Annotated in this window: 25 protein-coding genes, 2 pseudogenes and 1 riboswitch; of the genes and pseudogenes, 7 read left to right on the top strand and 20 right to left on the bottom strand. The window is 37.6% G+C overall.

Annotated elements, in window-relative coordinates:
* Positions 1-7 precede the first annotated feature (7 nt).
* From GZ63_RS0111165 to GZ63_RS0111140, 6 genes and pseudogenes are all read right to left on the bottom strand, one after another.
* Positions 8-877, bottom strand: coding sequence for a carbohydrate ABC transporter permease (locus GZ63_RS0111165; RefSeq protein ID WP_029269557.1), 870 nt, complete (start codon positions 875-877; stop codon positions 8-10).
* 2 nt (positions 878-879) lie between these two features.
* On the bottom strand, positions 880-1,959 hold the full coding sequence (locus tag GZ63_RS0111160) for an ABC transporter ATP-binding protein (protein ID WP_029269555.1): 1,080 nt from the start codon (positions 1,957-1,959) through the stop codon (positions 880-882).
* Between the two features lie 111 nt (positions 1,960-2,070).
* The gene (locus tag GZ63_RS0111155) at positions 2,071-3,372 is read right to left on the bottom strand and encodes an ABC transporter substrate-binding protein (RefSeq protein ID WP_051681474.1); all 1,302 of its coding nucleotides are present in this window, start codon (positions 3,370-3,372) and stop codon (positions 2,071-2,073) included.
* A gap of 271 nt (positions 3,373-3,643) precedes the next feature.
* Positions 3,644-4,596, bottom strand: a pseudogene (locus GZ63_RS16720) (calcium/sodium antiporter).
* Between the two features lie 104 nt (positions 4,597-4,700).
* Positions 4,701-5,603, bottom strand: coding sequence for a zinc metalloprotease HtpX (htpX, locus tag GZ63_RS0111145; protein WP_029269551.1), 903 nt, complete (start codon positions 5,601-5,603; stop codon positions 4,701-4,703).
* A gap of 12 nt (positions 5,604-5,615) precedes the next feature.
* Positions 5,616-6,164: a LemA family protein gene (locus GZ63_RS0111140; RefSeq protein WP_029269550.1), complete on the bottom strand. Its 549-nt coding sequence runs from the start codon at positions 6,162-6,164 to the stop codon at positions 5,616-5,618.
* A gap of 174 nt (positions 6,165-6,338) precedes the next feature.
* Here GZ63_RS0111140 and GZ63_RS0111135 point away from each other — a divergent pair, with 174 nt between their 5' ends.
* Positions 6,339-7,103: a DUF3891 family protein gene (locus GZ63_RS0111135; protein ID WP_029269549.1), complete on the top strand. Its 765-nt coding sequence runs from the start codon at positions 6,339-6,341 to the stop codon at positions 7,101-7,103.
* 104 nt (positions 7,104-7,207) lie between these two features.
* Positions 7,208-7,252, top strand: a riboswitch (PreQ1 riboswitch).
* Positions 7,253-7,258: 6 nt separating this feature from the next.
* Positions 7,259-7,744 carry a QueT transporter family protein gene (locus GZ63_RS0111130; RefSeq protein ID WP_029269547.1) on the top strand — a complete coding sequence of 162 codons (486 nt, stop codon included), beginning with the start codon at positions 7,259-7,261 and terminating at the stop codon, positions 7,742-7,744.
* Between the two features lie 100 nt (positions 7,745-7,844).
* On the opposite strand, the gene GZ63_RS0111125 is transcribed toward GZ63_RS0111130, so the two are convergent.
* Positions 7,845-8,573, bottom strand: a complete 729-nt coding sequence (locus tag GZ63_RS0111125; RefSeq protein ID WP_029269546.1) for a polysaccharide deacetylase family protein — start codon at positions 8,571-8,573, stop codon at positions 7,845-7,847.
* Positions 8,574-8,787: 214 nt separating this feature from the next.
* Here GZ63_RS0111125 and GZ63_RS0111120 point away from each other — a divergent pair, with 214 nt between their 5' ends.
* Both GZ63_RS0111120 and GZ63_RS0111110 read left to right on the top strand, forming a co-directional pair.
* On the top strand, positions 8,788-10,032 hold the full coding sequence (locus GZ63_RS0111120; protein WP_051681473.1) for a serpin family protein: 1,245 nt from the start codon (positions 8,788-8,790) through the stop codon (positions 10,030-10,032).
* Between the two features lie 166 nt (positions 10,033-10,198).
* Complete coding sequence (locus tag GZ63_RS0111110; protein WP_029269542.1) at positions 10,199-10,816, top strand: DUF3298 and DUF4163 domain-containing protein; 618 nt, start codon at positions 10,199-10,201, stop codon at positions 10,814-10,816.
* A 52-nt stretch (positions 10,817-10,868) separates the two neighbouring features.
* Here the strand turns inward: GZ63_RS0111110 and GZ63_RS0111105 are convergent, their stop codons facing one another.
* Positions 10,869-11,462 carry a lysophospholipid acyltransferase family protein gene (locus GZ63_RS0111105; RefSeq protein WP_029269540.1) on the bottom strand — a complete coding sequence of 198 codons (594 nt, stop codon included), beginning with the start codon at positions 11,460-11,462 and terminating at the stop codon, positions 10,869-10,871.
* Positions 11,463-11,735: 273 nt separating this feature from the next.
* Here GZ63_RS0111105 and GZ63_RS0111100 point away from each other — a divergent pair, with 273 nt between their 5' ends.
* Both GZ63_RS0111100 and GZ63_RS0111090 read left to right on the top strand, forming a co-directional pair.
* Positions 11,736-13,340, top strand: coding sequence for a catalase (locus tag GZ63_RS0111100; RefSeq protein WP_029269538.1), 1,605 nt, complete (start codon positions 11,736-11,738; stop codon positions 13,338-13,340).
* A 203-nt stretch (positions 13,341-13,543) separates the two neighbouring features.
* Positions 13,544-14,164 carry an NUDIX hydrolase gene (locus tag GZ63_RS0111090; RefSeq protein ID WP_029269537.1) on the top strand — a complete coding sequence of 207 codons (621 nt, stop codon included), beginning with the start codon at positions 13,544-13,546 and terminating at the stop codon, positions 14,162-14,164.
* Positions 14,165-14,273: 109 nt separating this feature from the next.
* Here GZ63_RS0111090 and yfkAB read toward each other — a convergent pair whose 3' ends face one another.
* A complete protein-coding gene (yfkAB, locus tag GZ63_RS0111085; RefSeq protein ID WP_029269535.1) occupies positions 14,274-15,404 on the bottom strand; it encodes a radical SAM/CxCxxxxC motif protein YfkAB in 1,131 nt (376 codons plus the stop codon).
* Between the two features lie 290 nt (positions 15,405-15,694).
* On the opposite strand from yfkAB, the pseudogene GZ63_RS16715 reads away from it, so the two are divergent.
* Positions 15,695-17,427: pseudogene (locus GZ63_RS16715) on the top strand (ABC transporter ATP-binding protein).
* A 77-nt stretch (positions 17,428-17,504) separates the two neighbouring features.
* Here the strand turns inward: GZ63_RS16715 and GZ63_RS18940 are convergent.
* The 11 genes from GZ63_RS18940 to phnM all read right to left on the bottom strand — a co-directional run bounded on the left by GZ63_RS18940 (position 17,505) and on the right by phnM (position 26,443).
* Positions 17,505-17,663, bottom strand: coding sequence for a hypothetical protein (locus GZ63_RS18940; RefSeq protein WP_455570176.1), 159 nt, complete (start codon positions 17,661-17,663; stop codon positions 17,505-17,507).
* Between the two features lie 131 nt (positions 17,664-17,794).
* The gene (locus tag GZ63_RS18935; RefSeq protein WP_455570177.1) at positions 17,795-18,112 is read right to left on the bottom strand and encodes a nucleotidyltransferase domain-containing protein; all 318 of its coding nucleotides are present in this window, start codon (positions 18,110-18,112) and stop codon (positions 17,795-17,797) included.
* Positions 18,113-18,135: 23 nt separating this feature from the next.
* Positions 18,136-18,846, bottom strand: a complete 711-nt coding sequence (locus GZ63_RS0111070) for an EcsC family protein (RefSeq protein WP_029269533.1) — start codon at positions 18,844-18,846, stop codon at positions 18,136-18,138.
* A 240-nt stretch (positions 18,847-19,086) separates the two neighbouring features.
* Positions 19,087-19,686, bottom strand: coding sequence for a DedA family protein (locus tag GZ63_RS17160; protein ID WP_029269531.1), 600 nt, complete (start codon positions 19,684-19,686; stop codon positions 19,087-19,089).
* A gap of 346 nt (positions 19,687-20,032) precedes the next feature.
* Positions 20,033-20,869 (bottom strand): ABC transporter permease subunit, encoded by an 837-nt coding sequence (locus GZ63_RS0111060; protein ID WP_029269529.1) that lies wholly within the window; start codon positions 20,867-20,869, stop codon positions 20,033-20,035.
* Positions 20,869-21,642: a phosphonate ABC transporter, permease protein PhnE gene (gene phnE, locus GZ63_RS0111055; RefSeq protein WP_404814847.1), complete on the bottom strand. Its 774-nt coding sequence runs from the start codon at positions 21,640-21,642 to the stop codon at positions 20,869-20,871. Before phnE ends, GZ63_RS0111060 begins: the two co-directional genes overlap by 1 nt.
* A gap of 25 nt (positions 21,643-21,667) precedes the next feature.
* Complete coding sequence (gene phnC, locus GZ63_RS0111050; protein WP_029269525.1) at positions 21,668-22,432, bottom strand: phosphonate ABC transporter ATP-binding protein; 765 nt, start codon at positions 22,430-22,432, stop codon at positions 21,668-21,670.
* 73 nt (positions 22,433-22,505) lie between these two features.
* Positions 22,506-23,549 (bottom strand): PhnD/SsuA/transferrin family substrate-binding protein, encoded by a 1,044-nt coding sequence (locus tag GZ63_RS0111045; protein WP_029269523.1) that lies wholly within the window; start codon positions 23,547-23,549, stop codon positions 22,506-22,508.
* Positions 23,550-23,728: 179 nt separating this feature from the next.
* Complete coding sequence (locus GZ63_RS0111040; protein ID WP_029269521.1) at positions 23,729-24,526, bottom strand: PHP domain-containing protein; 798 nt, start codon at positions 24,524-24,526, stop codon at positions 23,729-23,731.
* Complete coding sequence (gene phnL, locus GZ63_RS0111035; protein ID WP_029269519.1) at positions 24,523-25,242, bottom strand: phosphonate C-P lyase system protein PhnL; 720 nt, start codon at positions 25,240-25,242, stop codon at positions 24,523-24,525. Before phnL ends, GZ63_RS0111040 begins: the two co-directional genes overlap by 4 nt.
* Positions 25,220-26,443: a phosphonate metabolism protein PhnM gene (gene phnM / locus GZ63_RS0111030; protein WP_051681471.1), complete on the bottom strand. Its 1,224-nt coding sequence runs from the start codon at positions 26,441-26,443 to the stop codon at positions 25,220-25,222. Before phnM ends, phnL begins: the two co-directional genes overlap by 23 nt.
* Positions 26,444-26,449 lie beyond the last annotated feature (6 nt).

The raw sequence follows: 26,449 nt of genomic DNA, 5'->3' as shown, positions 1-26,449 counted from the left end.
TCCTTCCTTATTGATAATGTACACGGCGGGCGAGCAATCGGAAATACATGATCGTAAATATGCTAATAATAACGAGCAAGATAACACCAGCTGCTGAAGCGTACCCGATTTTAAAGAAACGGAATCCATATTCATAAATGTAATAAACAAATGTATTGGTGGAATTAATAGGACCACCCTGAGTCATGATCGAAATTGTTTCAAATACCTGAAACGAATTAATGATACCTATAATCGTCAGGAAAAACAAAGTAGGTGAGAGCATCGGCAATGTCAGCTTAATAAACGTACGAATTCTATTCGTTCCATCCAATGCAGCCGCTTCATAAATATCACGTGGAATACTCTGCAGCCCTGCTATAAAAATTAGCGTATTAAAACCAATTCCTTTCCAAATTGCAACGATAGCAAGAGATAGAAGTGATGTGCTCGGGTCTGTCAACCAAGGAACACTCGGGAGACCAAACAAATTTAAAAACCAGTTTAAGAGTCCATAATCCGTATCCATTAACCACATCCACAACATTGAAATAGAAACAAGCGATATAATGTGCGGACTGAAGATGGCTCCTTGAACAAATCCATATATTGTCCCTGATTTATTAAGCCAAACAGCGAGTATCAGTGCTATAATAATCGTTAATGATACGGTTAAAGCTGTATATACAAACGTGTTTTGCATCACTTCAATAAACTCTTTTTCAGAAACAAGGTTTGTAAAATTAGCTGTACCAACAAAGTTTTTCTCCGGGCTAACGAAGTTCCAATCATGCATACTTAAATAAATCATGTAGCAGATCGGGTAGATGAAAAACAAACTAAATACTAGAATTGCTGGAGAGATCATTAGATAAGGACGAATCTTATTCCACGTCATAATTAGGCTCCACCTGCTAAAGCAGTATCCATTTGTCTAGTGGAGACAGAACGATATCGCTTCCCTTCCTGGTCGAAGAAGTATAGCTTTTCGTATGGAATGGAAACCAAGAGTTCTTTAGCATTCTCAAAAGGAGGAATAAAGCTTTTTATATGCATAACTCCAGCTTCATTTTTTACTGTATAAATCGTTTCAGCTCCTAATGTTTCCATTGTTATAATCTCACTGGCCAGTTTGAGGTAACCGGCGTCCTTCTCTTTTTCTGTAAGAGCTAGTAATGCATGTTCAGGTCGGAAACCAACAAATTTAACTTTTCTGCTTAAATTGGATAAATGATCTTTTACCTTGTTGTATTCAAAGATATTCATTGCCGGTGTTCCAATAAATTCAGCTGTGAAGATATTATTTGGCTCATGGTATACGTTCATCGGGCTCCCCATTTGCTGAATGGTTCCTTTATTTAAAATAGCAATCTCATCACCCATCGACATTGCTTCCACCTGATCGTGGGTAACGTAAACAAACGTAGTTCCTAATTTTTTATGCAGTTGAATTAGTTCAGACCGCATTTGGCTGCGCAGCTTTGCATCTAAGTTCGACAGCGGTTCATCTAAAATAAAAACTTTCGGCTTTTTAACCATAGCACGTGCTAAGGCAACACGTTGCCTTTGTCCCCCTGATAATTTATTTGGCTTTTTATCAAGGTAGTCTGTCAAGCCGACAATCTCTGAGATTTCTCTAATCAATATCTCCCGTTCCTTCTTAGGAACCTTTTTATTTTTAAGACCGAACTCTATATTTCCCCTCACAGTCATCGTTGGATACAAAGCATAATTTTGAAAAACCATTGCAATATTTCGTTTCCCAGGGGGGAGGTCATTGACACACTCGTCCCCGATCCAAATATCCCCACTAGACTGCTGCTCAAGTCCAGCAATCATTCGGAGCGTAGTTGACTTGCCACAACCTGAAGGGCCTACCAGCACAGTAAAAGACCCATCACGAATCGTTACATTTAGATTCTTCACTACCTCCTCTTCTTTAAACTTTTTTGATATATTTTTCAGTATGATCTCCGCCATACGTACCATCTCCTTTTAAAAAAGAATTATCGCATTACGAAGGGCTGGCAATTCAAAACGCTCTCCTTTTGCGCCAAACGCCACAATATTAATGGCAAAGTAAACCCTATATCATTGTTGAAGCATTCCATTTGCTTTTTCAGCTGCAGTATCTAATGCTTCTTGAGGGTCTAAATCTTCATCAAGCAGCGTTCTTAAAATCTCATCTTGAAGTGTCATCGAAATCTCTGGATACGCTTCTTCCATTGGCCGTGCGTGACCATATTCCAATTGATCGACTGCCACTTTAAATTGAGGCATTTCTTTATATAATTCTTTCATTTCTTCAGATTCTACCGCTGATAAACGGCTTGGTAGATACCCCGTATATTTACTTGCAAAAATCGTCTGTTCTTTTGCAGTCATCCATTTAATAAATTCCCAAGCAGCGTTCTGCTTTTCTTTATCCAACCCAGCTGTCATAACCATATTCGCACCACCTGTTGGAACAGCATGCGTTTCATTGGATGGCATGAATGCTGTATTTAACGCAAAGTCATTATCCTCTGCAAGTGTAAGCATGTAAGAGAGGTCTGCAGTGGATGAAAAGATCATAGCCGCACGTTCGTTAGCAAAGTCCTGCTTGGCAATATCTCCCGCTTCATCTCCTTCAGGAACTTTAACATATTCTTTGTCTTCAATTTTTTTCCAAAATTCAAGCGCTTCTACACCAGCATCCCCATTGAATTCTACTTCCGTTCCGTCATCTGAAATCATTTGTCCGCCACTTTGTGCGACAAATGCTTCATAAAACCAAATCCCAGCCGGCATACTCATACCAACATGCTCTCCTTCTTTTGTAAGCTTTTTTAAGTACGTTTCAAATTCTTCCCACGTTTTCGGTCCTTCAGGGTCTAATCCAGCCTCTTTTAGCATTGTCGTATTCATATAAAGAATTGGTGTACTCCGTAAATAAGGTAAACCATATAATTCGTCATCCACATAAGAGTTCCCCATAAGTCCTGGGATAAAATCACCGAGATTTATATCGTCATTCTCAACAAATGGAGTTAAATTTTCTGTCATTCCTGATTTTGCAAATACACCAATTGATGCGATTTCATTTAACGTTACTTCAGGAGCATTTCCCGCTGCGAATGCTGCCTGTGTTTTCGCATGAAGATCTTCATATGTACCTTGGTATTCCGCAGTCACATGAATTTCATCCTGAGATTCATTAAACATTTCAGTTAGTTTTTCATTGTTTTCTCCAATTTTATCTCCCCACGCGTACCAATATGTAATTTCTACTTTGTCTCCACTTGCTTTGGCTGTCTTATCACTTGAGGAATTTTTTTCGTCTTTATTAGACTGACATGCAACGGACATAAAGATAATAAATGTTACAACCATCGCGAATAGTATTTTTCTCAATGATCATTCCTCCATTTTTAGTATTAGAAAAATCTCCTTCATCAATGCTTTGACACATCTTTATTAAACTGTCTCACCTCCAACATAACCATTTAAATCCAGTATTGCCTCTCTTTAATAACTAGCTTATCAACTGACTATTAAGGTAGTATTAAGATGCCATAAATAAAATGTAAAGATTATGAAAATAGAAAAATATCTATCCCTTTTAATATTGAAAATTAAAAAGCGGCTGTGCATCTCAGGACGGAACCTGGGATACAGCCGCTTTTTAATTGCGTAAAATAATATATACGATATATATAAGGTAGCCAAAAACAAGGAGCATTCCTTCTATTTTCCCAATTTTATAATTCGTTCTTGAAAAAATAAGTAGTAATACGGTCAGAAAAATCAGTACAAGTAGATCTATAAACACCTTCCCATCAACACCAACGGGGATATAACAGATGCTGAACCTAATACAAATAGAATGTTAAAGATATTACTTCCAACGATATTACCTAGAGCTATCTCACTTTGCTTTTTCAGCGCAGCAGCAATAGATGTGACTAGTTCAGGAAGTGAAGTTCCTATAGCTATAATCGTTAAACCAACTAGTGTTTCACTCATTCCAAGGGAATAGGCAATCTTTGTACCATTTCTAACAACCATTTCCCCGCCCAAAATAATACCAGCTAGTCCCAATACAGCGAATAAGATACTCTTTCCCCACTTTACACTATCCGGTATTTTTCTATCGTCTGCTTTTTGTCTGTTCTTCATTGCAACCTCAAAGACGTAATAAATAAAAATACTTAAAAACAATAAAAATATGAGACCATCACTACGGGTTAATGCGTTATTATCAAATCCTTGTAATATCATATCACTACTAAGAACAAGTAATACAACACTGGCTAAAAGTGTAAACGGAATTTCCTTTTTTGTAGTCTCACTTTCGACTTTTAAAGGATATATAAATGCCGCAATGCCAACAACAAGCGTAATATTAAAAATACTGCTTCCAATAACATTCCCCAATGAAACGCCGGCATTTCCTTTTAGCGCTGCAATAATACTTACAGTTGCCTCCGGTGAACTTGTCCCGAATGCAACAATTGTCAATCCAATTAACACTGGAGATATCCGGAGTAATGTTGCAATATTCGATGAACCATCAACAAATAAATCTGCACCTTTAATTAACAATACAAACCCAATTAATAAGAAAATATAAGCCATAAATAATTGTCCTTTTCTAATTAGTATCCTATTAATTTAATCATACCCTCTTTATTGTAATACATTCATTGTATCAAAAAGAGACCTACATAAAATGCGGATATCTACATACTTTCCAAACGCTTAATACGATCATCTGTTGATGGATGTGTTGCCCAAAGGCTGCTGCTTTTTCTCCTAGTTTTGCGCCGTTTGCCTCCAAATGGACTGACAATGTACATGGATGCAGTTGCCTCTTTTGCGTCTTTTACATCTTTAGGTACACCACTAATTTTCTTTAAAGCACGAATCAAACCAACAGGATTACGTGTGAATTCAACTGCTGTAGCGTCTGCTAAGTATTCTCGATTCCTTGAAACAGCCAGCTTGACAAATTGAGCCGCAATAGGAGCTAAAATAACAAAAATGAGTGCTACTAGTATGAGAATCGGATTCGCTTTCCGATTTCCACCACCACGGCGTCCTCCGCCAAATAACATAGCACGCGAACCAATATTTGCGATAAGTATAATAACCCCTACTAATGCTACACAAATGGTCATCAACCTTATATCGTAGTTACGAATATGTGCAAGCTCGTGAGCAACAACACCCGATAATTCTTCACGGTTTAGTTTTTCCAATAAACCAGTCGTAAATGCCACCGATCCTTTTTCCGGCTTTATCCCGGTTGCAAAAGCATTCGGTACTGGGTCACTTACAATATAAACTTTTGGCATCGGGATGCGAGCAGCGATCGACAATTCCTCTACAATATCAAACAACTCCGGATGATCGCCTTTCTTGATTTCTTTTGCACCAGACATGTTGAGAACTTGAGAACTGGCAGTCATATAAGTGACTGGAATATAAATTGCAAGCACAATAAGAGTAATGATGATTCCAGTAATCGAGTCGTTATTTACCAAATAGCCGATCGCCCACCCTAAAGCAAGTACAAGTAAACTAAATAAAGCAACGAGAAAAATTGTTTTACGTTTATTCTGTAAAATTTGTTTATAAAGCATAACGATCCCCCATTAAAAATTCACAGTAGGTGCTTCGCGCTCTTCTTCTGGAATCGTCAACTGTTCTTCCTTTTTAAAGCCAAATATACCTGCGATTAAATTACTTGGAAAAGATTCACGTTTTATATTATATTCAGCTACGGTTTTGTTATAAAGCTGACGGGAATAAGCAACTTTATTTTCTGTTGAAGTTAGTTCCTCCTGGAGTTTTAAAAAGTTTTGATTTGCTTTAAGGTCGGGATATGACTCCTTTAAAGCAAAGATGGACTTTAATGCTCCCTGAATCTGATTATCTGCTTCTATACGCTCTTGTGGTGATCCTTGAACGAGCTGATTACGCGCCTGAATCACATTCTCTAATGTTTCTCTCTCATGTTCAGCGTAGCCTTTTACTGTATTGACCAAATTAGGAATAAGATCATACCGCCGTTTTAATTGAACATCGATCTGACTCCATGATTCCTTAACCCAATTACGATATTTAACAAAACTGTTATAACTTGAAATACCGTAAATTACGATAATCGCAACAATAACAGCGATTATAATCGTAATGATCATAATAGCTTCACCCTCTCGTAAATTATTACTATATCTTAGTCATTATACCATCTGATCATTAACTGTAAATAAACAGCACAAGCGAACTTCCCTTTTATTTGTATGCCCCGTTCAATTGAATTATCATGAGTTTATAACCGATACGAAACAGTTCTTTGAAAGGATGATTTATTCATGATTGTTAGAGAGCACCCTAATCATTTCATTATGATTGAACAAGATAACCATGCCCAGCTTTCTGGTGAAATGATAGCAAACTGGAATGACTCTCTTTTCATTGATACGAAGTTTAAAAAAACGGTTGAATTTGCCATCTTTCATCATGATTGCGGCTGGAAATCATTCGATAAACAACCATTTTGGAACGATGAAAAAATGGCCCCTTTTACCTTTACTAATTTCCCGATTCTTCCTAAAACTGTACTTTATAAGCATGGGATTGATGAGGTTGAAAAAGAAGATGAATACGCAGCTCTCCTATGTAGTATGCATTACATGCGATTTTTATTAAATCGTAGAACCCAGGAAGCAAAGATTTTTGTACAAAAGGAAAAAGAACGCAGAAACCGAATTATCCGCTCCTTATCAACATTTGATAGCTACTTATTTGATTTTCACTATGGCCTTCTTCAGCTTTGTGATAATTTATCTTTATATATTTGTTTAAATGAACCTGGTACCTCAAAAGAAGAGGAACATTTCTTTTACCGAGATGGTATTCCGCTCTCCACTTCCTTACACGGCTTTCAACAGGATAAACTAAAAACCGAGTGGGTGGACAAAGATACCGTTACAATAAATGAATTTCCTTTTGCTAGTAAGCTTACACTTACGTTAAAGCAAAAAGTAATCTCTAAAAAATTAATAGCAAATAAAGGGTTGGACAAGAGCTATCAAGATGCACCATATGAACATGTAAAGATTCGCCTCGTTCCTTAGGTTAGTATACTGACGCTCGCATCATCATGACATCGTTCGCTTTTTCCAGCAAAATCCCTATTGTCTTTTATTCAAAAAAAGGTATAATAAAATAGTTTTTAAATATCACCGTGGTTCGAAACCATCCCACGTAAAAAAACTAGGGGGAAATATTTATGAATGTTAAAACACTTGTTAACAATGGACTGTTGGCAGCACTTTATATAGCAGTTTCTGTGCTGGTACAGCCATTTGGATTTACGAATATACAATTTCGCCTGTCTGAGTTGTTCAACCATCTCATTGTATTCAATAAAAAGTATTTCTTAGGAATCACATTAGGTGTGTTCTTAGCTAATCTCTTCCTCTCTCCACTTGGTATCTATGATTTGATATTCGGGGTAGGACAATCTGTTATTTCACTGCTCATGACCATGGGAGTTGGAAGATTCATTGAAAGTATATGGGTGCGCATGATTGCAAACACAATCATTTTTTCATTTAATATGTTTATCATCGCAATTATGCTGAATTTAGCTTTAGGGTTACCGTTTCTGATTACTTGGCTGACTACTGCAATTGGCGAATTTGTAGTAATGGCTCTAGGAATACCTATTATTTATGCACTTCATAAACGAATGCATTTTGATAAATTAGTATAAGCATTGATCCTTTTAAAGGCATCTCTTTATTCATGATGAGATGTCCTTCTTACATATTGATTAACGATGAAAGAAATTAGTTTGATCTATATTTGGGCAATCATGACCAAAGCTCTGGTACCGTAACAAATTCATAACCTTTCTTTTTTAGATATGGAATAATCTGATCTAGTGCTTCAGCTGTTCCTGATAGATCTTGTGACCAATGCCCTGCACTATGCATCAAAATAATCGCACCAGGATGAACATAATTAAGTATATTTTGTTTTATTTTTTCTGGAGTCAAACTTTTCCAGTCCTCTGAATCAATCGACCAGCCTATGCCACGATAACCCATTTCCCCTAGTTTCTCTACCAGATCTTCATTCATTGCACCATAAGGAGCACGGAATAAGTCTGTTACATTGTTCGTTAACTCCTTCAATTCCTTTTCGTTTTTTTCTATTTCCCATGCCAAATTTTGTTTACCAGTTTTTGTCAGGTCCGGATGCCAATATGTATGATTCCCAATGATATGGCCTTCTCGGTCTATTCTTTTTACCATCTCCGGATACTTATGAACGCGAGTACCTAGTAGAAAAAAGGTCGCCTTGACATTATGTTTCTTTAATACTTCTAAGACTTGCGGTGTAAAACGCTGATCGGGCCCATCATCAAAAGTTAATGCAATCACCTTTTTATCCGTCTTTCCTTTATAAAGCATAATATCTGGATACTTCGTCTGCAAAGGGTACATGGAAGCTTGAACTGGTATATGAAAATGAACCGCCATGCTGAAAATGATGATAACAATCACAAACTGTATTTTACTGCATCTTTGTAATAACATGAATACCCCACTCTTTCGTCATTTCTTTTAGGTGCTCCATATACCCCCTTACTTTAACACTATAGGAAGAGGAATATTCATGGACACGATCTCTATTTTACTATTCCTAAAGTCACTTAAATGGTTGAGTTATCAATATCTTTCCTCAAATTAAAATATTATGAATTATGTTAGAATAGTATTAAAATAAACTGGTATTAGGGAAGGAGTGCCCATGAAGAGATTAGCCGTTTTATTTTCATTAGGAATACTCTTTATGACAATGGTAGGTTGTAGTACGGAAAAAGAATCCAGTCAGCATAAACCTGGAAATACGGATGACATACAATTCAATCAAGAAGACTACAAAGAAATTATACCTTCTAATAATGAATTGGGGTTTAACTTATTCTCAGAACTCAAGACAGACGAGTATTTGAATACTTTCATCTCACCAACAAGCTTATTCCTGTCATTATCCATGCTCTATAATGGAGCACATGGTGTTACGCAAAAAGAAATAGCAGAGGTATTAGGAGTGGAGGATACCGAAGTTCAAAAGTTAAACGAAGCAAATGCATCATTGATGTCCATCATGGATAAGAAATCCAATCATGTAAAACTGTTCTTAGCTAATGCTATGTGGCTTAATGAAGACTTTCAATTCCAAGAGGATTTTGTACATCCAATCAAAAGTTATTTTCATGCTGAGGCGAATGCGATTGACATACATGATACTAAATCTGCAGATAAAATAAATAATTGGGTAAAAAATGCTACAAATGACAAAATTGAACAAATTGCAGATAAACCATTAAATCCTGATTTAATATCTATCCTTACAAACGCGATTTACTTTAAAGGGAGCTGGACATATCCATTTGATCAAAAACAGACAAAGGATGGAACGTTTCATCTTAGCGAAAAATCAAAAAAAGATGTATCATTCATGAAACTAACAGAAGACCTCGAGTATCTGAATGATAAAGAATTTCAAGCAGTGTCTCTCCCATACGGTGAAGAGGAAATGAGCATGAAGGTGTTTCTTCCAAAAAAGAACAGCAGTTTAAAAGAATTCGAAGAAATGTTATCAAGTAAAAATTGGAAGGTGTGGAATTCGGAATTTCAAACAAAAAAAGGGACAATTATTCTTCCTAAGTTTCAGATTGACTATGAAACCTCATTGAATAAAACATTGCAGCAACTAGGTATGGAATCAGCATTTAATAAAGACGCCAATTTTAGCCGAATGATCCAGGGAAATGATCCCGTATGGATTGGCCAAGTGAAACAAAAAACATATATTGACGTCAATGAAGAAGGGACAGAAGCATCTGCAGCAACATCTACAGAAATGGAAACAACATCAGCACCCGTTAATAAACCATTCCAGATGAAAGTAAACCGACCATTCTTCATCGCCATCACCGATGATGAAACGGGAGCCATCTTATTCATAGGCAGTATTTATCAACCATAGCGGGGCTGTTTTTCAGTCCCGCCTATGTATTTTATTGCTTTTTCTCTTCCAAGTGCTGAGCTAATATCACCGTAATATTGTTTTCCAAGCGACCCTCGTAAAATATAAGGGACATTTCCCCAATCGTTACATATAATACTACAAACTGATGTAAAGGATGATGAAAATGTCCATTCAAACACTTCCTGTCTCCATTCAAACAATGGTCATAAAACGGCCGGGAACTACGATTTACTATCCTCAAGTATATGGTTTGCAAGAGATGCATGTACAACAATACATTAATCAAACGATTTATCAACTGGTACGTGCATTAATACAATATCAATATCAGCAACAAGGTACTAACACATTCGCTGACATGATTGGTACATTCGAAATTAAAACGAATGAGCGTAATCTACTTAGTTTAACCCTAACAAACTATGCAATGGCTGACCATCATGCACATGGACTCACGCTGATGAAATCCCTAACATTCGATATTCAAACAGGGGAAAATTATACGCTTCAAGACCTATTTAAGCCTAACAGTAATTATATCCATGTCCTTTCTAAGCATGTCGAGCATCAAATACAGGAAAGGGACATACAACTTTTAAATGGGTTTTCTAGTATTTCACCTGACCAGGACTTTTATATTGCTGACAAGACGCTTGTTCTCTATTTCCAGCTTTATGAAATTACCCCATACTATGTAGGCCTTCCAATGTTCCCTATTTCCATTTATACATTGCAACACATTATCCCCGAAAATGGACTGCTAGAACGGATGATAAATTAAAGGGACTGTCCCTCACCACTTTCGCACTTTAGTAAAGTGGGGGACTGTCCCCTTATTTATTCTTTAATTCATTTTGTAATTCTTTTAGCGTATCGTTGAGGTCCTTCATCATCACTTCCATTCCTTCTTTTTTTGGCATGTCTTCAGGTAAATATATTGGATCACCGTATATAATTTTTGGCTTAAACCGCTTAAATAAGTCCTTAAAATTATTGGGTCCATGATAGGCCACTGGGATAATCGGAACCTTAGAACTCGCCGCAATTGTAACAGCTCCTCTTTTTAACGGCACCTCTTCACTTGTTCTAGTTCCGCTTGGAAAAATACCGACAACTTTGTTCTCTTTTAATAACTTTTTTGGAACTTTTATCGTACTTGGACCGGGATTTTCACGATCTACTGGAAAGGCATTTAAGTTTCTCATGAGCCATTTTAGAAAAGGGGTCTGAAATAACTCCTTTTTTGCCATATAATGGATTTGAATAGGCAAAATCGAAATACCGAGCCAAAGTATGTCTACCCAACCTGTATGTGTACACGCTATAACAGACCCACCTGAACGTGGCATTTTATCTTTATTATAAATTTTTAACCGTCCAAATAAACTAAGTATGATTTTTAAGGCATGTGCTGAAAAAGAATACATTTGTTAAACTCCTTTGCAAAACTGCGTGTTGATATTCTACACCTATTTTAACACAAAGTTATATTACCTGGTACTAATATTTAAGGAATCACCTTTCCCTGATTCAATGTTGTCAAACATAAATACGTTCGCGTTTTCATGTTTGCTTTTTTATTTTTCTTGTCCTCTTCTATGTAATTATAATTTAACCTCCCAGGAATAAATAATTCCCCCTTAGGAAAACGTAATCATATAAATTATAAACAACAAAACATAGAAAAGGATGGTTATCCAGTGAATGAAGATAAATCAAAAAACTTAAAAGCTCATGACCAAAACGATAGTGATCAGACGCTAACAACTAGACAAGGTCATCCGGTTACCAACAATCAAAACATAAGAACCGTTGGAAGTCGTGGACCTGCAACATTAGAGAATTATGATTTCATTGAAAAAATGAGTCACTTTGACAGAGAAAAGATACCAGAACGTATTGTCCATGCACGCGGTGCTGGTGCACACGGTTATTTTGAAACATATGGAACAGTTGGTGATGAACCAGTATCAAAATATACACGAGCAAAAGTTTTTCAGGAAAAGGGAAAACAAACTCCTGTGTTTGTACGATTTTCAACAGTTGTTAATGGGAAGCACTCGCCGGAAACAGTTCGGGATCCCAGAGGGTTTGCAATAAAATTTTATACGGAAGATGGAATTTGGGACTTGGTCGGAAACAATATAAAGATCTTTTTTATTCGAGATGCCATGAAGTTTCCTGATATGATCCATGCGTTTAGACCTGATCCAGTCACGAATATACAGGATAGCGAGCGTTTTTTTGATTTTTGTGCAAACTCACCTGAATCCTTTCATATGGTTACATTTATCTATTCTCCGTGGGGTATCCCTGCAAACTACCGGATGATGCAAGGGTCAGGTGTTAATACGTATAGGTGGATAAATGACAAAGGAGAAGCAGTTCTCGTTAAATACCACTGGGAACCCAAACAAGAAATTAAAAACTTAACGGTAAAAGAGGCAAATGAGATTCAAGCTACGAACTTCAGTCATGCTACACAAGATTTATATGAGGCAATTGAACACGGTGACTATCCAGAGTGGGAACTTTTTGTACAAATTATGAGTGATGATGCACATCCTGAACTGGATTTTGATCCCTTAGATGATACAAAGTTATGGCCTAATGATCAATTTCCTTGGTTGCCTGTTGGTAAATTAGTGTTAAATAAGAATCCAGAAAATTACTTTACAGAAGTAGAACAATCCGCATTTGGTACTGGCGTTCTTGTTGATGGACTTGACTTTTCTGATGATAAAATGTTACAGGGAAGGACTTTCTCTTACTCAGATACACAACGCTACAGATTAGGTGCAAACTATTTACAAATTCCAATTAATGCTGCGAAAAAACATGTTGCAACAAACCAAGAGGGAGGCAGTTCACGATATGAGAATGATAAGGGTCCAAAGCAAAATCCACACATCAATTATGAACCATCCATATTAGGTGGTCTAGAGGAAGCAGAACAAATTGGTAAGGAACATTCACCAAGAGTTGAAGGAAATCTAGTTCGTAAATCAATTGACCGAAATGATAATACAAAACAGGCTGGTGAAACATATCGCTGGTTTGAAGACTGGGAAAAGGATGAGTTAATTTCTAATCTCGTCGGCGATCTTTCCGAGTGTGACAAACGGATTCAAGATAAAATGGTCGCTTTAGCAGAATCAGCAGATGAAGAATACGGTCGCCGTTTAAGAGAAGGATTAGCTAATAAAGTTAAAGACGGATCAAGCAGGAACCCTCTAGGCAATAAAGACGCCGAAAAAGCACCTGATGAGGCTATTGAAAAAGGCCAAGATGCTGAACCTTATTAATAAAATAAAAGGAGCCAGTGTTCATTTTGAGGAACATTGGCTCCTTTGTTATTTAGACATACAGATAGAAAGAGGCACCAATAATTTTCCTTCTTTATCTGAAAAAAAATCTTTGTTATTTCAAATATTAGTCATTCAAATGGAAGAACTTGTATAATAGAAAGTACAAAGCATGCATATAGTGGGTGTATGGAGGTGAAATTTTGAACGCATCAAACATTATTACTAAGTTAAAAAACCGTAATCCATCCATTCTTGGACAAGAAAAATTCCGCAAATATGCTATACTGCTCCCGCTCATTGAAATAGGAGAAGAAACTTATATTTTGTTTGAGGTCCGTTCCATGAATTTGCGCAGTCAACCTGGAGATATTTGCTTTCCAGGAGGGAAAGTTGATAAGGACGATAAAAATCAACGACAGACCGCAATCCGGGAGACTTCAGAGGAACTTAGGATTTCTGAAGCAGATATCTATGATGTAATTCCACTCGACTATATGGTCTCTGACTTCGGAAGAATCATCTATCCCTTTATAGGCAGAATTAAAAACATTAAACAGATTACACCGAACAAAGATGAAGTTGAAGAAGTATTTACCGTACCACTTTCCTATTTCCTCAAAACAAATCCGAAGAAGTATAAAGTGAATTTCGAAGTAATTCCAGAAGAAAGTTTCCCTTATGACTTAATTATTGGCGGAGAAAATTATAATTGGCGAACTCGTCAAATCGACGAGATATTTTATAAATATAATGAAAGAGTAATTTGGGGATTAACCGCAAAAATATTAAACCACTTTATATCCTTACTTCAAAAGGAATAATTCTTTTAACTGTGTGTACTAGATTCATAGAATCAGTACGTGAAGCATTAAAAGTGAAAAGCCATGATCATTTTGTGATCGTGGCTTTCTAGCTATCATTCATATGACTTTAATACATCTTGATATTCGTTTCCCGCTTTTGAAAATCAATATCTTGATAATACGTATTTTTAACGAGTAGATTTGGTCCCAAACATTTTACCGCTGGACAATGACAGTTAAGGCTTTTTGCTGTAGATGATGCCATCCACCGGTCATAAGCTTCTGGTAAAGATGTATTTTGAATGTTTCCTAGCGATGGTTCCTCATCACCAAAATCAGTTACAATGACATCTCCGGTAAAAATATTTACATTTAATCGAGAACGTCCATCTGGATCATTTCTGATGCTAACATTTTTTTGTCGGTAAAGGCGTTTAAGCAATTCCAAATCCCCTTCCGTTGAACTGCAAGGATAAAAAGGAAGCGTACCAAACATCATCCAGATACCTTCGTTGCGATGATCAAGCAATCGTTTAATGGCAGTTCGAATACCATCTAAATGGAGTGTTTCAAGTCTGCTGGCGAAATCAACTGGATACATCGGGTGAATTTCATGACGAGAACACCCCATTTCAATAACATGATCATGAATACTTTCAAGATACGGGAACGTGCGCTTATTTAGCATCGTTTCTGCTGACACCATAACTCCTTCACTTGATAGACGCTGAGCATTTTCAACCATGCGCTCAAAGTAGTTTTTCCGGTTTTCCGCGGAAGGCTTCCGTTCCATGTTGGCAAATCCAGTTTCTACAAATTCTTCAACAGTCCCCCAGTTATGTGATATATGTAGTACATCTAAATAAGGAATAATCGACGTATACCTATCATAAGGCAGCGTTAAATTAGAGTTGATTTGTGTTTTCACACCGCGATTATGCGCATATTCAAGCAATGGAAGGACATCATTTCTTATCGACTTCTTGGACATCATCGGTTCTCCGCCTGTAATACTAAGCGTACGAAGATATGGGATCTCATCTAGTCGCCTTAAGATAAGGTCCATCGGCAAAGACTCTGGATCACGATGCTGTAATGTGTATCCAACAGCACAGTGTGCGCAGCGCATGTTACAAAGGGTTGTTGTCGTAATTTCAATATTGGACAGGGTCATCTGTCCATGCTCTTCAACATCCATATAAGCTTCCCACGGATCGTTGGCAGGAGACATCGCCTGCAGATTTTCTTTTAGATTCATCTATGAAACTTCCTTTCAATATTCATGTTTAAATATCATGACTTATACATGAAAAATTCCTAGAATCCTTTCATTCCTCTATCCAATTTTATCATGACCGTCAATTATTGTTCTTTTCCCTAACATCACCCTATGAATGTTACATCTAAAATAAAACCATTTAAAAATGCGTGCACTTTACTTTTCACCTGCTTTATCAGAAAATCATATATGGGGGCTTATCCCCTGACACATAAAGTGCTAACGCAGTGGGTGGGGGACAAACCCCGCACAAGAAGGAGTTTAATTGCATGAAGAATGAACAAAATGGTCTTGGGTCTTTTTTTTCACTTTTATTGTCGACGAATATTCCGAAGCTGTCTCTTACGATTGGTTTAATCGCAAGTGTTGTTACAACGCTTGCAGGGCTAATCGTTCCCATACTGACAAAAAATTTAATAGATGGTTTTTCGATATCATCGCTAAGTGTTCCTCTCATTGTGGCGATAGTTGCAGCGTTTATTACGCAAGCGATCGTCAATGGATTATCGATTTATCTGTTAACGGCAGTTGGACAAAAAATAGTTGCCAAACTACGAGAAAACATGTGGCTAAAGCTCACCCGGCTGCCAGTCAGCTATTTCGATAAGACATCCAGCGGGGAAACAGTAAGTCGGGTTGTGAATGACACAAGCATTGTTAAGGGCCTTATATCGGAACACTTTCCGCAATTTATAACTGGAATGATCTCCATTATAGGTGCGATTGCTATTTTACTCGTTATGGATTGGAAAATGACAGTAATTATGCTTCTCTCCGTTCCTGTTACGATAGCGATTATGATTCCACTTGGAAGAAAAATGGCGAAAATATCACGCGGTCTTCAAGATGAAACAGCCGTGTTTACAGGGAACGTCCAACAAACACTTAGCGAAATTCGCTTGATGAAAGCCTCTAACGCAGAAAAAGATGCGGAAAGAAAGGGTATAGCCGGGATAAAAAGTTTACTTGGATTCGGATTAAAAGAAGCACGTATCTTTGCTTTTATTGCACCGTTAATGCATCTTGTCATCATGGTCGTCATTGTCATGATTATTGGCTATGGTGGCATACGTGTTGCAAGCGGAACAATGTCTACCGGCTCCCTTGTTGCCTTTTTGCTTTACCTTTTCCAAATCATTATGCCTATTACTACTTTTGCCATGTTTTTCACTCAATTACAAAAAGCAAAAGGGGCGACCGAACGGATTATTTCTATACTTGAACTGCCTTTGGAAGAAGGTCAGGATGGATTAGATATCGATATTGCAAATAAAACCCTTCACGTTAATGATGTATCATTTGCATATACTGCGAATGAACTTGTCCTTCAGAACGTATCATTTACAGCCGAACCCGGTGAAATGGTTGCTTTCGCTGGCCCAAGTGGTGGTGGCAAAACGACCATATTCGGATTGCTGGAGCGCTTTTACGAGCCATGCAGTGGCGAAATTCGAATCGGTAATACATCCATTAAAAAACTATCAATACAATCCTGGCGAAGTCAAATCGGCTATGTTCCCCAAGAAAGTGCGACGATGACTGGTACAATTCGTGAAAACTTATGTTATGGCTTAGAAGATTGGAATGAAATATCCGATAATCGTCTGTGGGAAGTAGCTGAAATGGCGTACGCAGCACAATTTATTAAGTCTTTTCCGGATGGACTAGATACAGAGATTGGTGAACGAGGAATAAAACTTTCGGGTGGACAAAGGCAACGGATCGCTATTGCCCGGGCTTTTCTAAGGGATCCCAATATTCTTTTGATGGACGAAGCAACTGCAAGCTAGATAGTCAATCAGAAAAGGTTGTTCAGCAAGCGCTAGAAAAACTTATGAAGAGAAGAACAACATTCGTGATTGCTCACAGGCTATCAACAATTGTAGACGCTGATAAAATACTGTTTATCGAGAATGGACGGATAACTGGAAGTGGAACACATCAAGAATTAATACAATCCCATACATTATACCGAGCGTTTGTGGAGCAGCAATTGACATGAGAAAATGTTCGATTCTTTGGTAAACGTATACAGCAACGACCAAAGAGTCACCCTCGTCCAGTTATGTATCAAATCAATCAAACATTCACTATCTCCTTCGTCTTTGTTACAAGTTTACGTATTATTTCTACAGCTTCTCTTGTACTTTGCTGACTAGATGAAAGTTTACTAAAAGCCGCATCTACCTTTTGTTTGTAATTTTCCGGTTTCCCGTGAAAATCATCAACCATAGCCACCGCTTTCTTCTCATTGATGCAATACACTTCATTCACTGCAAACTATACTTGATTTAAACAGGAAATCGTTCGGAAACAGTGCCCAGCAACATACGAAATATCATCTTTATCCACATTATCTTCAGCAAACATTAGAGAAAAAGACGCTTCAAATAGAAAATAAGATCAACATGGAAACCTTGCACGACTAGCCAGCCTCCGCCATTGATCCAGTCGTCCCAGCCCCCAAGGGATGACACTAAGTTTTCCCGGTGATCATCATCTAATTGTGCAGCAATCTTATTCACTTTCTTTGTATCAAAGCCCCGTGTTTCATCATAATAGATTCCAATATCGATGTCAGAATCAAGCCGATGCCTACCCCTCGCCCTTGAGCCTCCAAGTACGATCCCTACAATCCCAAAGGCGTTTTCTAAAGCTTGACTAACATCATTCTTAACTTGTTTCACAGACAAAACAAACACTCTTTCATTTACTTTCTCAGATACCGCATTCGATAGGCATTCATTGCTGTTTCTCCTAATTGATCGAGAAGATTATAATTTGCATAAGCGCCGACAATTGCTCCAAAGCCCGGAATTAACTGTGCTAATTTCACTAAATCAATGTAGTCGCGATATTCTTGCTGAAACACATACCAATCCATATCGACAAGCGTTTTCTTTGTTTCTTCCCAATGATCAATAATATGGAATGTTTCCCTTCGTTTCTCATCATTTGAAAAAGCTAGCTGAAATACATGAAGAATGAATAAGCGTTCTTCATATTCATCCGTATTAAAGCCATAAACCGCAGCAGCATCAAATAAAAATTTCATTTTAATCGATAAAAGCAAAGGGAAATCAGCAAGTCCTAGAAAAATCCCGCCCGCCCCTGTTCCTGCTCCTTCAGCAACTGCTGTCTTCCGGTAAGAGGATAGCTTTTCCTTCAGAAGATGATCCCGTTCCTCTAATCGCATTCCCATTGACTTCGTTTTGTTTGTTGTAAGATTGGAGCCAAACAAGGTTGCTTTCACCATATTTTTGATACTATCCGTGATAACCTGATGAACTTTACCAGGAATCATTCCATTTATTTTATTCTGAGCCTTTTTGGACATTCGGTTGAAGAAGTTTGATCGTTTTAAAATACGCTTCTGCCAGTCTATTATCTCTTCATGTACCTTTATTTCATACGCTATCATTCGCCAATCATCTCCAAATTACTTACAGTTAAACCTTCTACATATCCATTGTATCGTATATTGCTTTAAGCGAAAATATCAGGATAAACGTAGTGTGAATCTTAATTAGATACAATGATTCTAGGTAGCGTTATATTTATATTATTGTATGAATAAATTATGTATAGGTGCTTAGCAAAATACAAAGTTTTTATTCCTTTATCATTTCACATCTGCAATATCCTCCCAATTCAATACATCTCACCTCCGGATTTTGAAATTTCCTCCTTTTCTCTGTTTGATCTTTTTGTATAAAAATAGTGCAATGACAATAACTAAGATAATTACGGTGCCGTATATATACATGCTGTATGATTGAAAAAATTGTTTAAATGCCTCGTAATTACCATTGAAAAAATCTCCTAAAATAATCATTACATAGGACCACGGATAAATGCCGATAAAGGTTAATATAAAATACTTAAATACATTCACGTTACTCATTCCCGCTATATACGAAATATAATTACCAACACCAAACGGTCGAGATAGTGCAATGCTCCATACCCCGTACCGGTTAAAAAATGATTGTCCTTTCTTCAAGCCTTTCTTTATGCGTTTGGGGAGGAATTGTTCTAACTTTATTGCGATAAAGTATGGAATAAGACTCGCAATACTGTAAGCAATGCCCATCCCAACTGCAAGTATAGCTGTACCCAAATATCCAGGGGAAAGTAAGTATCCATAAGTGAGCACCATAACCACACCAGGAAAAGGCAAAGAAGACCCTTCTAGGAACATTACTAAAAATAATCCCGGTAGCCCAATAACTTTGATCCATTCCAAAAATGCCTGTATCATCGGATTTTACCTTCCTTTTACTTGTAGTAAATTATACGTATCCCATGTTTCTTAAGCTTCTCTCAATGTCTTTTTATTATGCGAATCGAATACATCTTAAGCTGTTTGATTGGTGTTGCACCTTCTCATTTTCTACATATAAAATAAAAAATCCAACACCCTGACTTGATAAGGTGTCGGATTTGATTTTTCCTGCTTCGTTCTTCAATATTTGTATCTATTAATTTTGCTTTTCAGCAATTAAATCCTCTAAAAACGGGGTACGAATCGATTTCCAATTTGTACCCCTAATATAATATGATGCCTATTGATTTTTCTTGTTACGGCATTTTTTTTATTTTTTATATCACTGACTGGGAAAGTACCGATTTTTTAGTCGGGTTGAAATAATTTCTAATATAATCGCCACAACTAGAATTGCATAAGTGATCATTCCTACTTCTCGTAAGTCAAAATAGAATCCGGAGGCCATGAAAAGCTCGAATCCGATGCCACCTGCACCAGCTGCCGCCCCCATTGCTACCGCTACCGAAAAATTAATTTCAAATCGCAAAAAGGTCCAGGACATTAAATAAGTTAATGTCGATGGGATGACACCATGCATAACAATATGCCACCAGTTGGAGCCTGTTGCACGTAACGCTTCTAGCGTTCCCTCATCCACCTCTTCAAACACTTCCGAATAAGCTTTGACTAGATATGCTATTGAATGAAAAAGCATTCCAATAATCGCAGCTTCACTGCCTAATCCAGCAGCAATAGCAAATATAAGAACCCATAATACAGTTGGTACCGCACGGATAACGGCAACGAAAATACGAATGACTTTTGACACCCACTCATTCGATAAATTGGTTGCGGCAAACAAAGCTAAAAAAATAGAAATAACCGCCCCTAGTACTGTTGCTAGAAAGGCTAACCCTACTGTGATTCCCACTTGGTAGATTGCCTCACCCCAGCTAAAGTGAGTTAAAGCAGGTTCCAAAAACATTGTCTTCAGGTTATTCCCTGTTTCTGAGATCGCCTTTTTAAGCTCCAGTCCAGAATAGTCAAATAACAGAAATCCGATCATGGTTAGCACTGCTAATATCATTAAGGTGCTAACCATTAAAGCTTCTGCTTTACTGCCAGCTTTAATCGTTATTCGACCATCTCTTTTTCTTCTTATATTAGCCACTTCCATTATAGAATCACCTTTCGTATGTAGTTTGAAAGAAGCTCAATGATAATGACGGTTATTACTATACTGAATGTCACAAGTGCCACCACATTATAGTTCATCGATTTATAATATAAATCAAATGTATAGCCAATTCCTGTACCTGTTAATATGCCCACTAAAGTTGCACTCCTGATATTCGTTTCAATCATAAATAATATCCAGCTGATGAGGAGTGGCAGACATTGCGGGATGACAGCTTTATTCACAATTTGAAAGTACGTTGCGCCAGTTGCTCTTAGTGCTTCTACAGAACTTTGACTCGCTTCATCAATGGTTTCAATAAATACTCTCGTGAGGAAGCCAATGGAGCCAACAAATAAAGCCAAATATCCAGTTAAAGAGTTTTGCCCAAAAGAAAGCAGCAAAATTAATGCCCAGGCGACAACTGGGATATTTCTTGAAATAGAAGCAGTGAATCTGGCAAGCGAACTAAAAGCGCGATTCACTCTGGTTGTAGTCGATCCCATCAGCCCTAAAAACATAGAAATCACTGCTGCGGTTGTTGTGGCCGCAATTGACATGAAAATCGTTTCCAACAACTTATCCAGTATACTTGGCAGTCGTGTTAGCGTCTCTTGCGATATGAGCATGTTAGAAAAGATCCAGTATAATGCTGCAGGAAACGTGGTAATTCCATGCAGTGCATTAAAATCCGTTATGATGGAAGATGCATAGGTTGCAGCAATCATAATGATTAAAAATATTGTAAATTGCCATTTGCGTTTCCGTATCATTATATCGTTCACGATGTTATGCTCCTTACACTGTAATAAACTGTCTTGTCTCTGTTCCATAAATACTGTTTATACGTCCTTCTGTGAGCATTTGACTTGGACCATCAAACACGATTTCTCCTTGATTCAATCCGATAATCCGGTCAGAATAGTTGATTGCAACGTCAACCTGATGCAAATTTACCAAACAAGTAATATTCAGTTCAGAAGTAATTGCTTTTAAATGATCCATAATCACTTTGGAGGAATTAGGATCCAAAGAAGCAATCGGTTCATCACATAATACAAGTTTTGGCTCTTGGATCAGGGCCCGAGCAATTCCTACCCTTTGCTGCTGCCCACCACTTAATTGATCACATCGTTTATAAGCATGGTCACTAATGCCAAGTTTTTCAAGTAAGAAAAAGGCGTGCTCTTTCTCCTTTTCCGTAAATTTCCCTAAAATACCTTGCAGCGTTGTTTTGTAACCGAATCTGCCATGAAGCACATTCTCAATCACTGTCAGTCGGGGCACAAGATTGTAATGCTGAAAAATCATGCCAATATTTGTCCGTAACTTCCGCAAAGCTTTTTTCGATAAATTGCCTACATCAAGGTCTCCAAACAGAATCTTGCCTTCATTAACCTCTACCATTCGATTGATACACCTAAGCAGCGTCGACTTTCCCGCACCAGAAGGGCCAATGATGGAAACAAACTCCCCTGTATCAACTTCAAAATTTATATCAGTTAATACTCGGAAATTTGAATGATATGATTTATCTAGTCCCACAACTTTTAACAATGACATGTTATCCTCGCTCCTTTTCATGTGATTAAATCAACATCTTCATCTTCGTCCATCCTTAACAGATACAAAATAATTAATTGGAAAGTTCCCGGATTGGATCAAACCATGAATCTTCTACTTCTGAAAATCTCTCCTTATCTGTTTTAAAGAATAAACCTGATTCGCCGGATTCTTCAGGAACAAAAATCTGCTCATTGTTAGCAACCTCATCAGAAGTAAATAACGCTTGTAATTTATCAAAATCCTCCTGTCCAATCACATCCTTATTCGCAACGAATGGCGCATTTAAAACTGGTGTAACACTTATAAGCGTAAATTCACTGCCAGTTACTTTATTAAAAGGCTCAGCCGCATCTTCTTTCACCTTATATACAGATCCCTGCTTGTTTTCTTCCCCTTCAGCAACTTCTACATAGTTCTCTACACATGTATCACAAAACGCAGCTACATCTGCATTACCTGAAAGCAGATTTACTGCAGAACCTTGATGCGAATTTCCAAATAATACTTGAGAGAATAATTCGCCACCTTCCATTAAGTCTTCTTCAGCTAAATCAGCATACACTTCTTTACTTGAAAAATGATCAATAATACTTGCTGAAGGGACTTTAAATCCGGAAGTAGAACTGTTTGATACAAAGGACATCTTTTTATCTTCAATTGTATCAAATGCATATTCACCGTCTTCTTTGTAATTCTCCTGATCATCAACGTTAACTGCCAGCCAACTATGATAAACAGCATCATCCAATGTCCCGGATGGACCAGTTGGTACAGCCAATGGTTGAATGGCATCGTTTTTTTGGTTTGCCTCGACGTATCCTTGAGCTCCCATAAAAGCTAGATCAGCATTGTTGTTTACTAGTGTCTCAATTGCAATTGCGTAATCTGTTGTCAAATGATGTTCTACTTTTTTATCTGTTTTTTCTTCAATGATCTTCCCAATTTCATCACGGGAAGATTTCATATCAGAACCAGATTCATTCGGGTACCAAACAATATCAATGACATCATCCGCTTCTTCTTTCCCATCCGCTCCAGCACTTCCCTCTGAACATGCAGCCAGTAGTAAGGTAATGAATAACAACGTGATAAGCAACCAATTCTTCTTCAACATTGACGCTCCCCCTATTTAAAATAGTGTTACAAGCTACCTTGTTTCTTTCAACAATGACAAATCTACTTAAACGTAATAGATAACACCCCATTCCTTTTCTATAATTTCATTAAAACATATCGGGTTTCAAAATAGGGCGAATTTACAGTAATTTAACGTTATATTAACTTAATTTAACATTACAATATCGTGTGACTTAAGATATCGCCTACATCTATTGATTTACCAAAAGAACCATGATAATCTGTTCCGCCTGTCAACATAAGATTATACCTTTTAGCTAGCAACTCTACCTTTTGGTGATCTTCCTCGGTATGATCGTGATGATTCCTTTCGATACCTTTTAGTCCGACATCAATAAGTTCCGGTATGATCTCATAAGAATCTAGTTGACCAGGATGTGCCACAACAGCAATTCCTCCATCAGCGCTAATCACCCTGACAGCTTCAAATGCATCCACATATTCAATGTCCCCTGAGGCAACACCGTTCCCTTTAAATAACCCTTTATAAAGTTGCTGATATGCAGTCGATGGATAAGGGGGGGATGATAAATGTTTCATAATGTGTTGTTTATAGACCGTCTGACTCGGTTTCGCTGTTTCTATTATTTTATCTTTATTTAATGCATACCCTGCCGCCTGTATTTGCTCCACTTGCCACAACGAATGGGCGTGCCGTCTTTCAAGTAGAGGCTGACAAAGCTTCTTAATATGTGGTGCGTCCGTCCGATAGTGATAGCCTAAAATATGCACTTTGCGGTTTCTCCGAAAATCATACGCTGAAATTTCGACCCCAGGTACAACCTCCATACCATATTTCTGTCCTAGTTCAAAAGCTTCGTTAAGCCCATCTACTGTATCATGATCTACAAAACTGATTTGGGTCACCCCATTTTCGCGCGCCCGCTGCATCACTTTTTTGATTGAGTCAGAACCATCAGAATAATTACTGTGAACATGCAAGTCAGCCTTCATACGATACACTCATCTTCTTTCTCATAAATAAAATGTTTCGTTTTCATATCATAAACTTTGTCACAAAGCCCTTCCATAAATTCAATATCATGAAAGATCCCTACCAATGTAGTACCATTTCTTTTCAATTTCTCAATAACTTCACGGACCTTTTTTTTAGATTGCTGGTCCAAGCTGGCAGTAGGTTCATCAAGCAGCAATAACCTAGGTTGTTTCACCGTTGCCATCGCAATGTTTAAGCGAAGCTTCTCACCCCCGGAAAATGTATTTGGGTACGTATCCCACAGCTTCGGGTCAAGTTCAAAATGGATTAAAGCATTTTCTGCTTCCATTCGTGCACGATCTTCTGACTCTCCCATTTCTAATAAAGAATGCTCAACAAGCTGTCTTGACGTTGTTCTTGGCATCACATTAAGAAATTGGGATACATAACCAATTTCGTATTTGCGCAAAAATAGCATTTGTCGCTCTGTTGCTTTTGATAAATCAATCGTTCCAAAGCGTTTCGAGTCATAAAGAATACTGCCCTGATCTGGTAAGTACGTCCGGTAAATGCTTTTTAATATTGTGGACTTTCCGCTTCCGCTTTTTCCAATGATTCCAATAAATTCGCCTGGCTTTAATGAAAAATGGATTTGTTCAACCGCGTGCATTGTTTTATTCAAATGGTGAATGGTAAACCTTTTCCCGAAATTATTTACTTCCAGTATTGGCATGGATCTCCCTCCTAACTTCATTGTTCAATCGATAGTTTGTTGTCGTGATCATCACACCGTTTACCATCGTCTTTGTCAGCATTGGATAACCATCTTCCATCCGTTCAATAATTAGAATGTCTGCCTTTTTCCCCTGCCGGATCGAACCTACCTCATCATCCATACATACAGCTTTTGCGGGATTAAGGGTAACCATCATAAACATCTCGTGCAAATCATTGCCATATTTCTCACTTAATTCAAATATTGCATGAAGCAATGCAGATGGATAATAATCACTGCACAAAATATCCACGCATTTATGCTCTACCGCTTCCGCTGCGGATAAATTACCTGAATGAGAACCGCCCATCAGCACATTCGGAGCACCAGCAACTGTCACTAGCCCCATTTCCTTTGCCTTTTTTGCTACACCCATCGTTATCGGAAATTCGCTAATCGTTGTACCTAGTGTTTTTACTAAATTTAATTTTTTTGTATCATCATCATCATGGGAAGCTACTGCTATATTTTTTGATAAGGCCAAATTAGCGACTTCCTTTATTTGATCTATTGTCAGGCACTTACTATTTTTTCTTTCCTTGATAATGTCAGCAATTTGTTCATTCGATAAGTCCCGGTATCCCTTCAACGTATCCCGGTATATTTCCAAATCCCGATATTGACCCTGCCCTGGTGTATGGTCCATAAAAGAGAGTAGATGCACTTTGTCTTCTTCAATATTTTTTACGATCTGCTCAACTCCATCGATATTGTCAATTTCAAAACGCGCATGCATCCTGTGGCGAATAAGGTGCAATGCATGATGTGTTTCTGCAATTGCATCCACCAAGCGCTGAACATTTCTCGGCTGTCTTATCGGTTTATTTGAGAAAACATCTTCCCGATAAAAGGAAAGAGAATGAAACATAGTCGTAATGCCATGACTGATTAGTATTTTTTCAGCTTCCCTTAAACTGATATCAACATTCATCATACTTGTAGGTCTAGGGGATACAATGGTTTCAATATAATCAGAATGAATATCGACAAACCCAGGGGAAATATATCCACCTTTTGCATCAATGAACTGTGCGTCAATATACCAATAAATATCTCCTTCTGGGATAATAGCTTCGATGAAAGGCCCATTAACAAGGACAGCATGATCCTCGATGATCTTTTCTTCTGTTACGATTTTTCCATTATAAATAATATACATACATTA

It is taken from the genome of Virgibacillus alimentarius, assembly GCF_000709085.1.
Lineage (GTDB): Bacteria > Bacillota > Bacilli > Bacillales > Amphibacillaceae > Virgibacillus_B > Virgibacillus_B alimentarius.
Note: the sequence above shows the minus strand (reverse complement) of the source record. Positions and strands in the feature narration are given on the sequence as shown.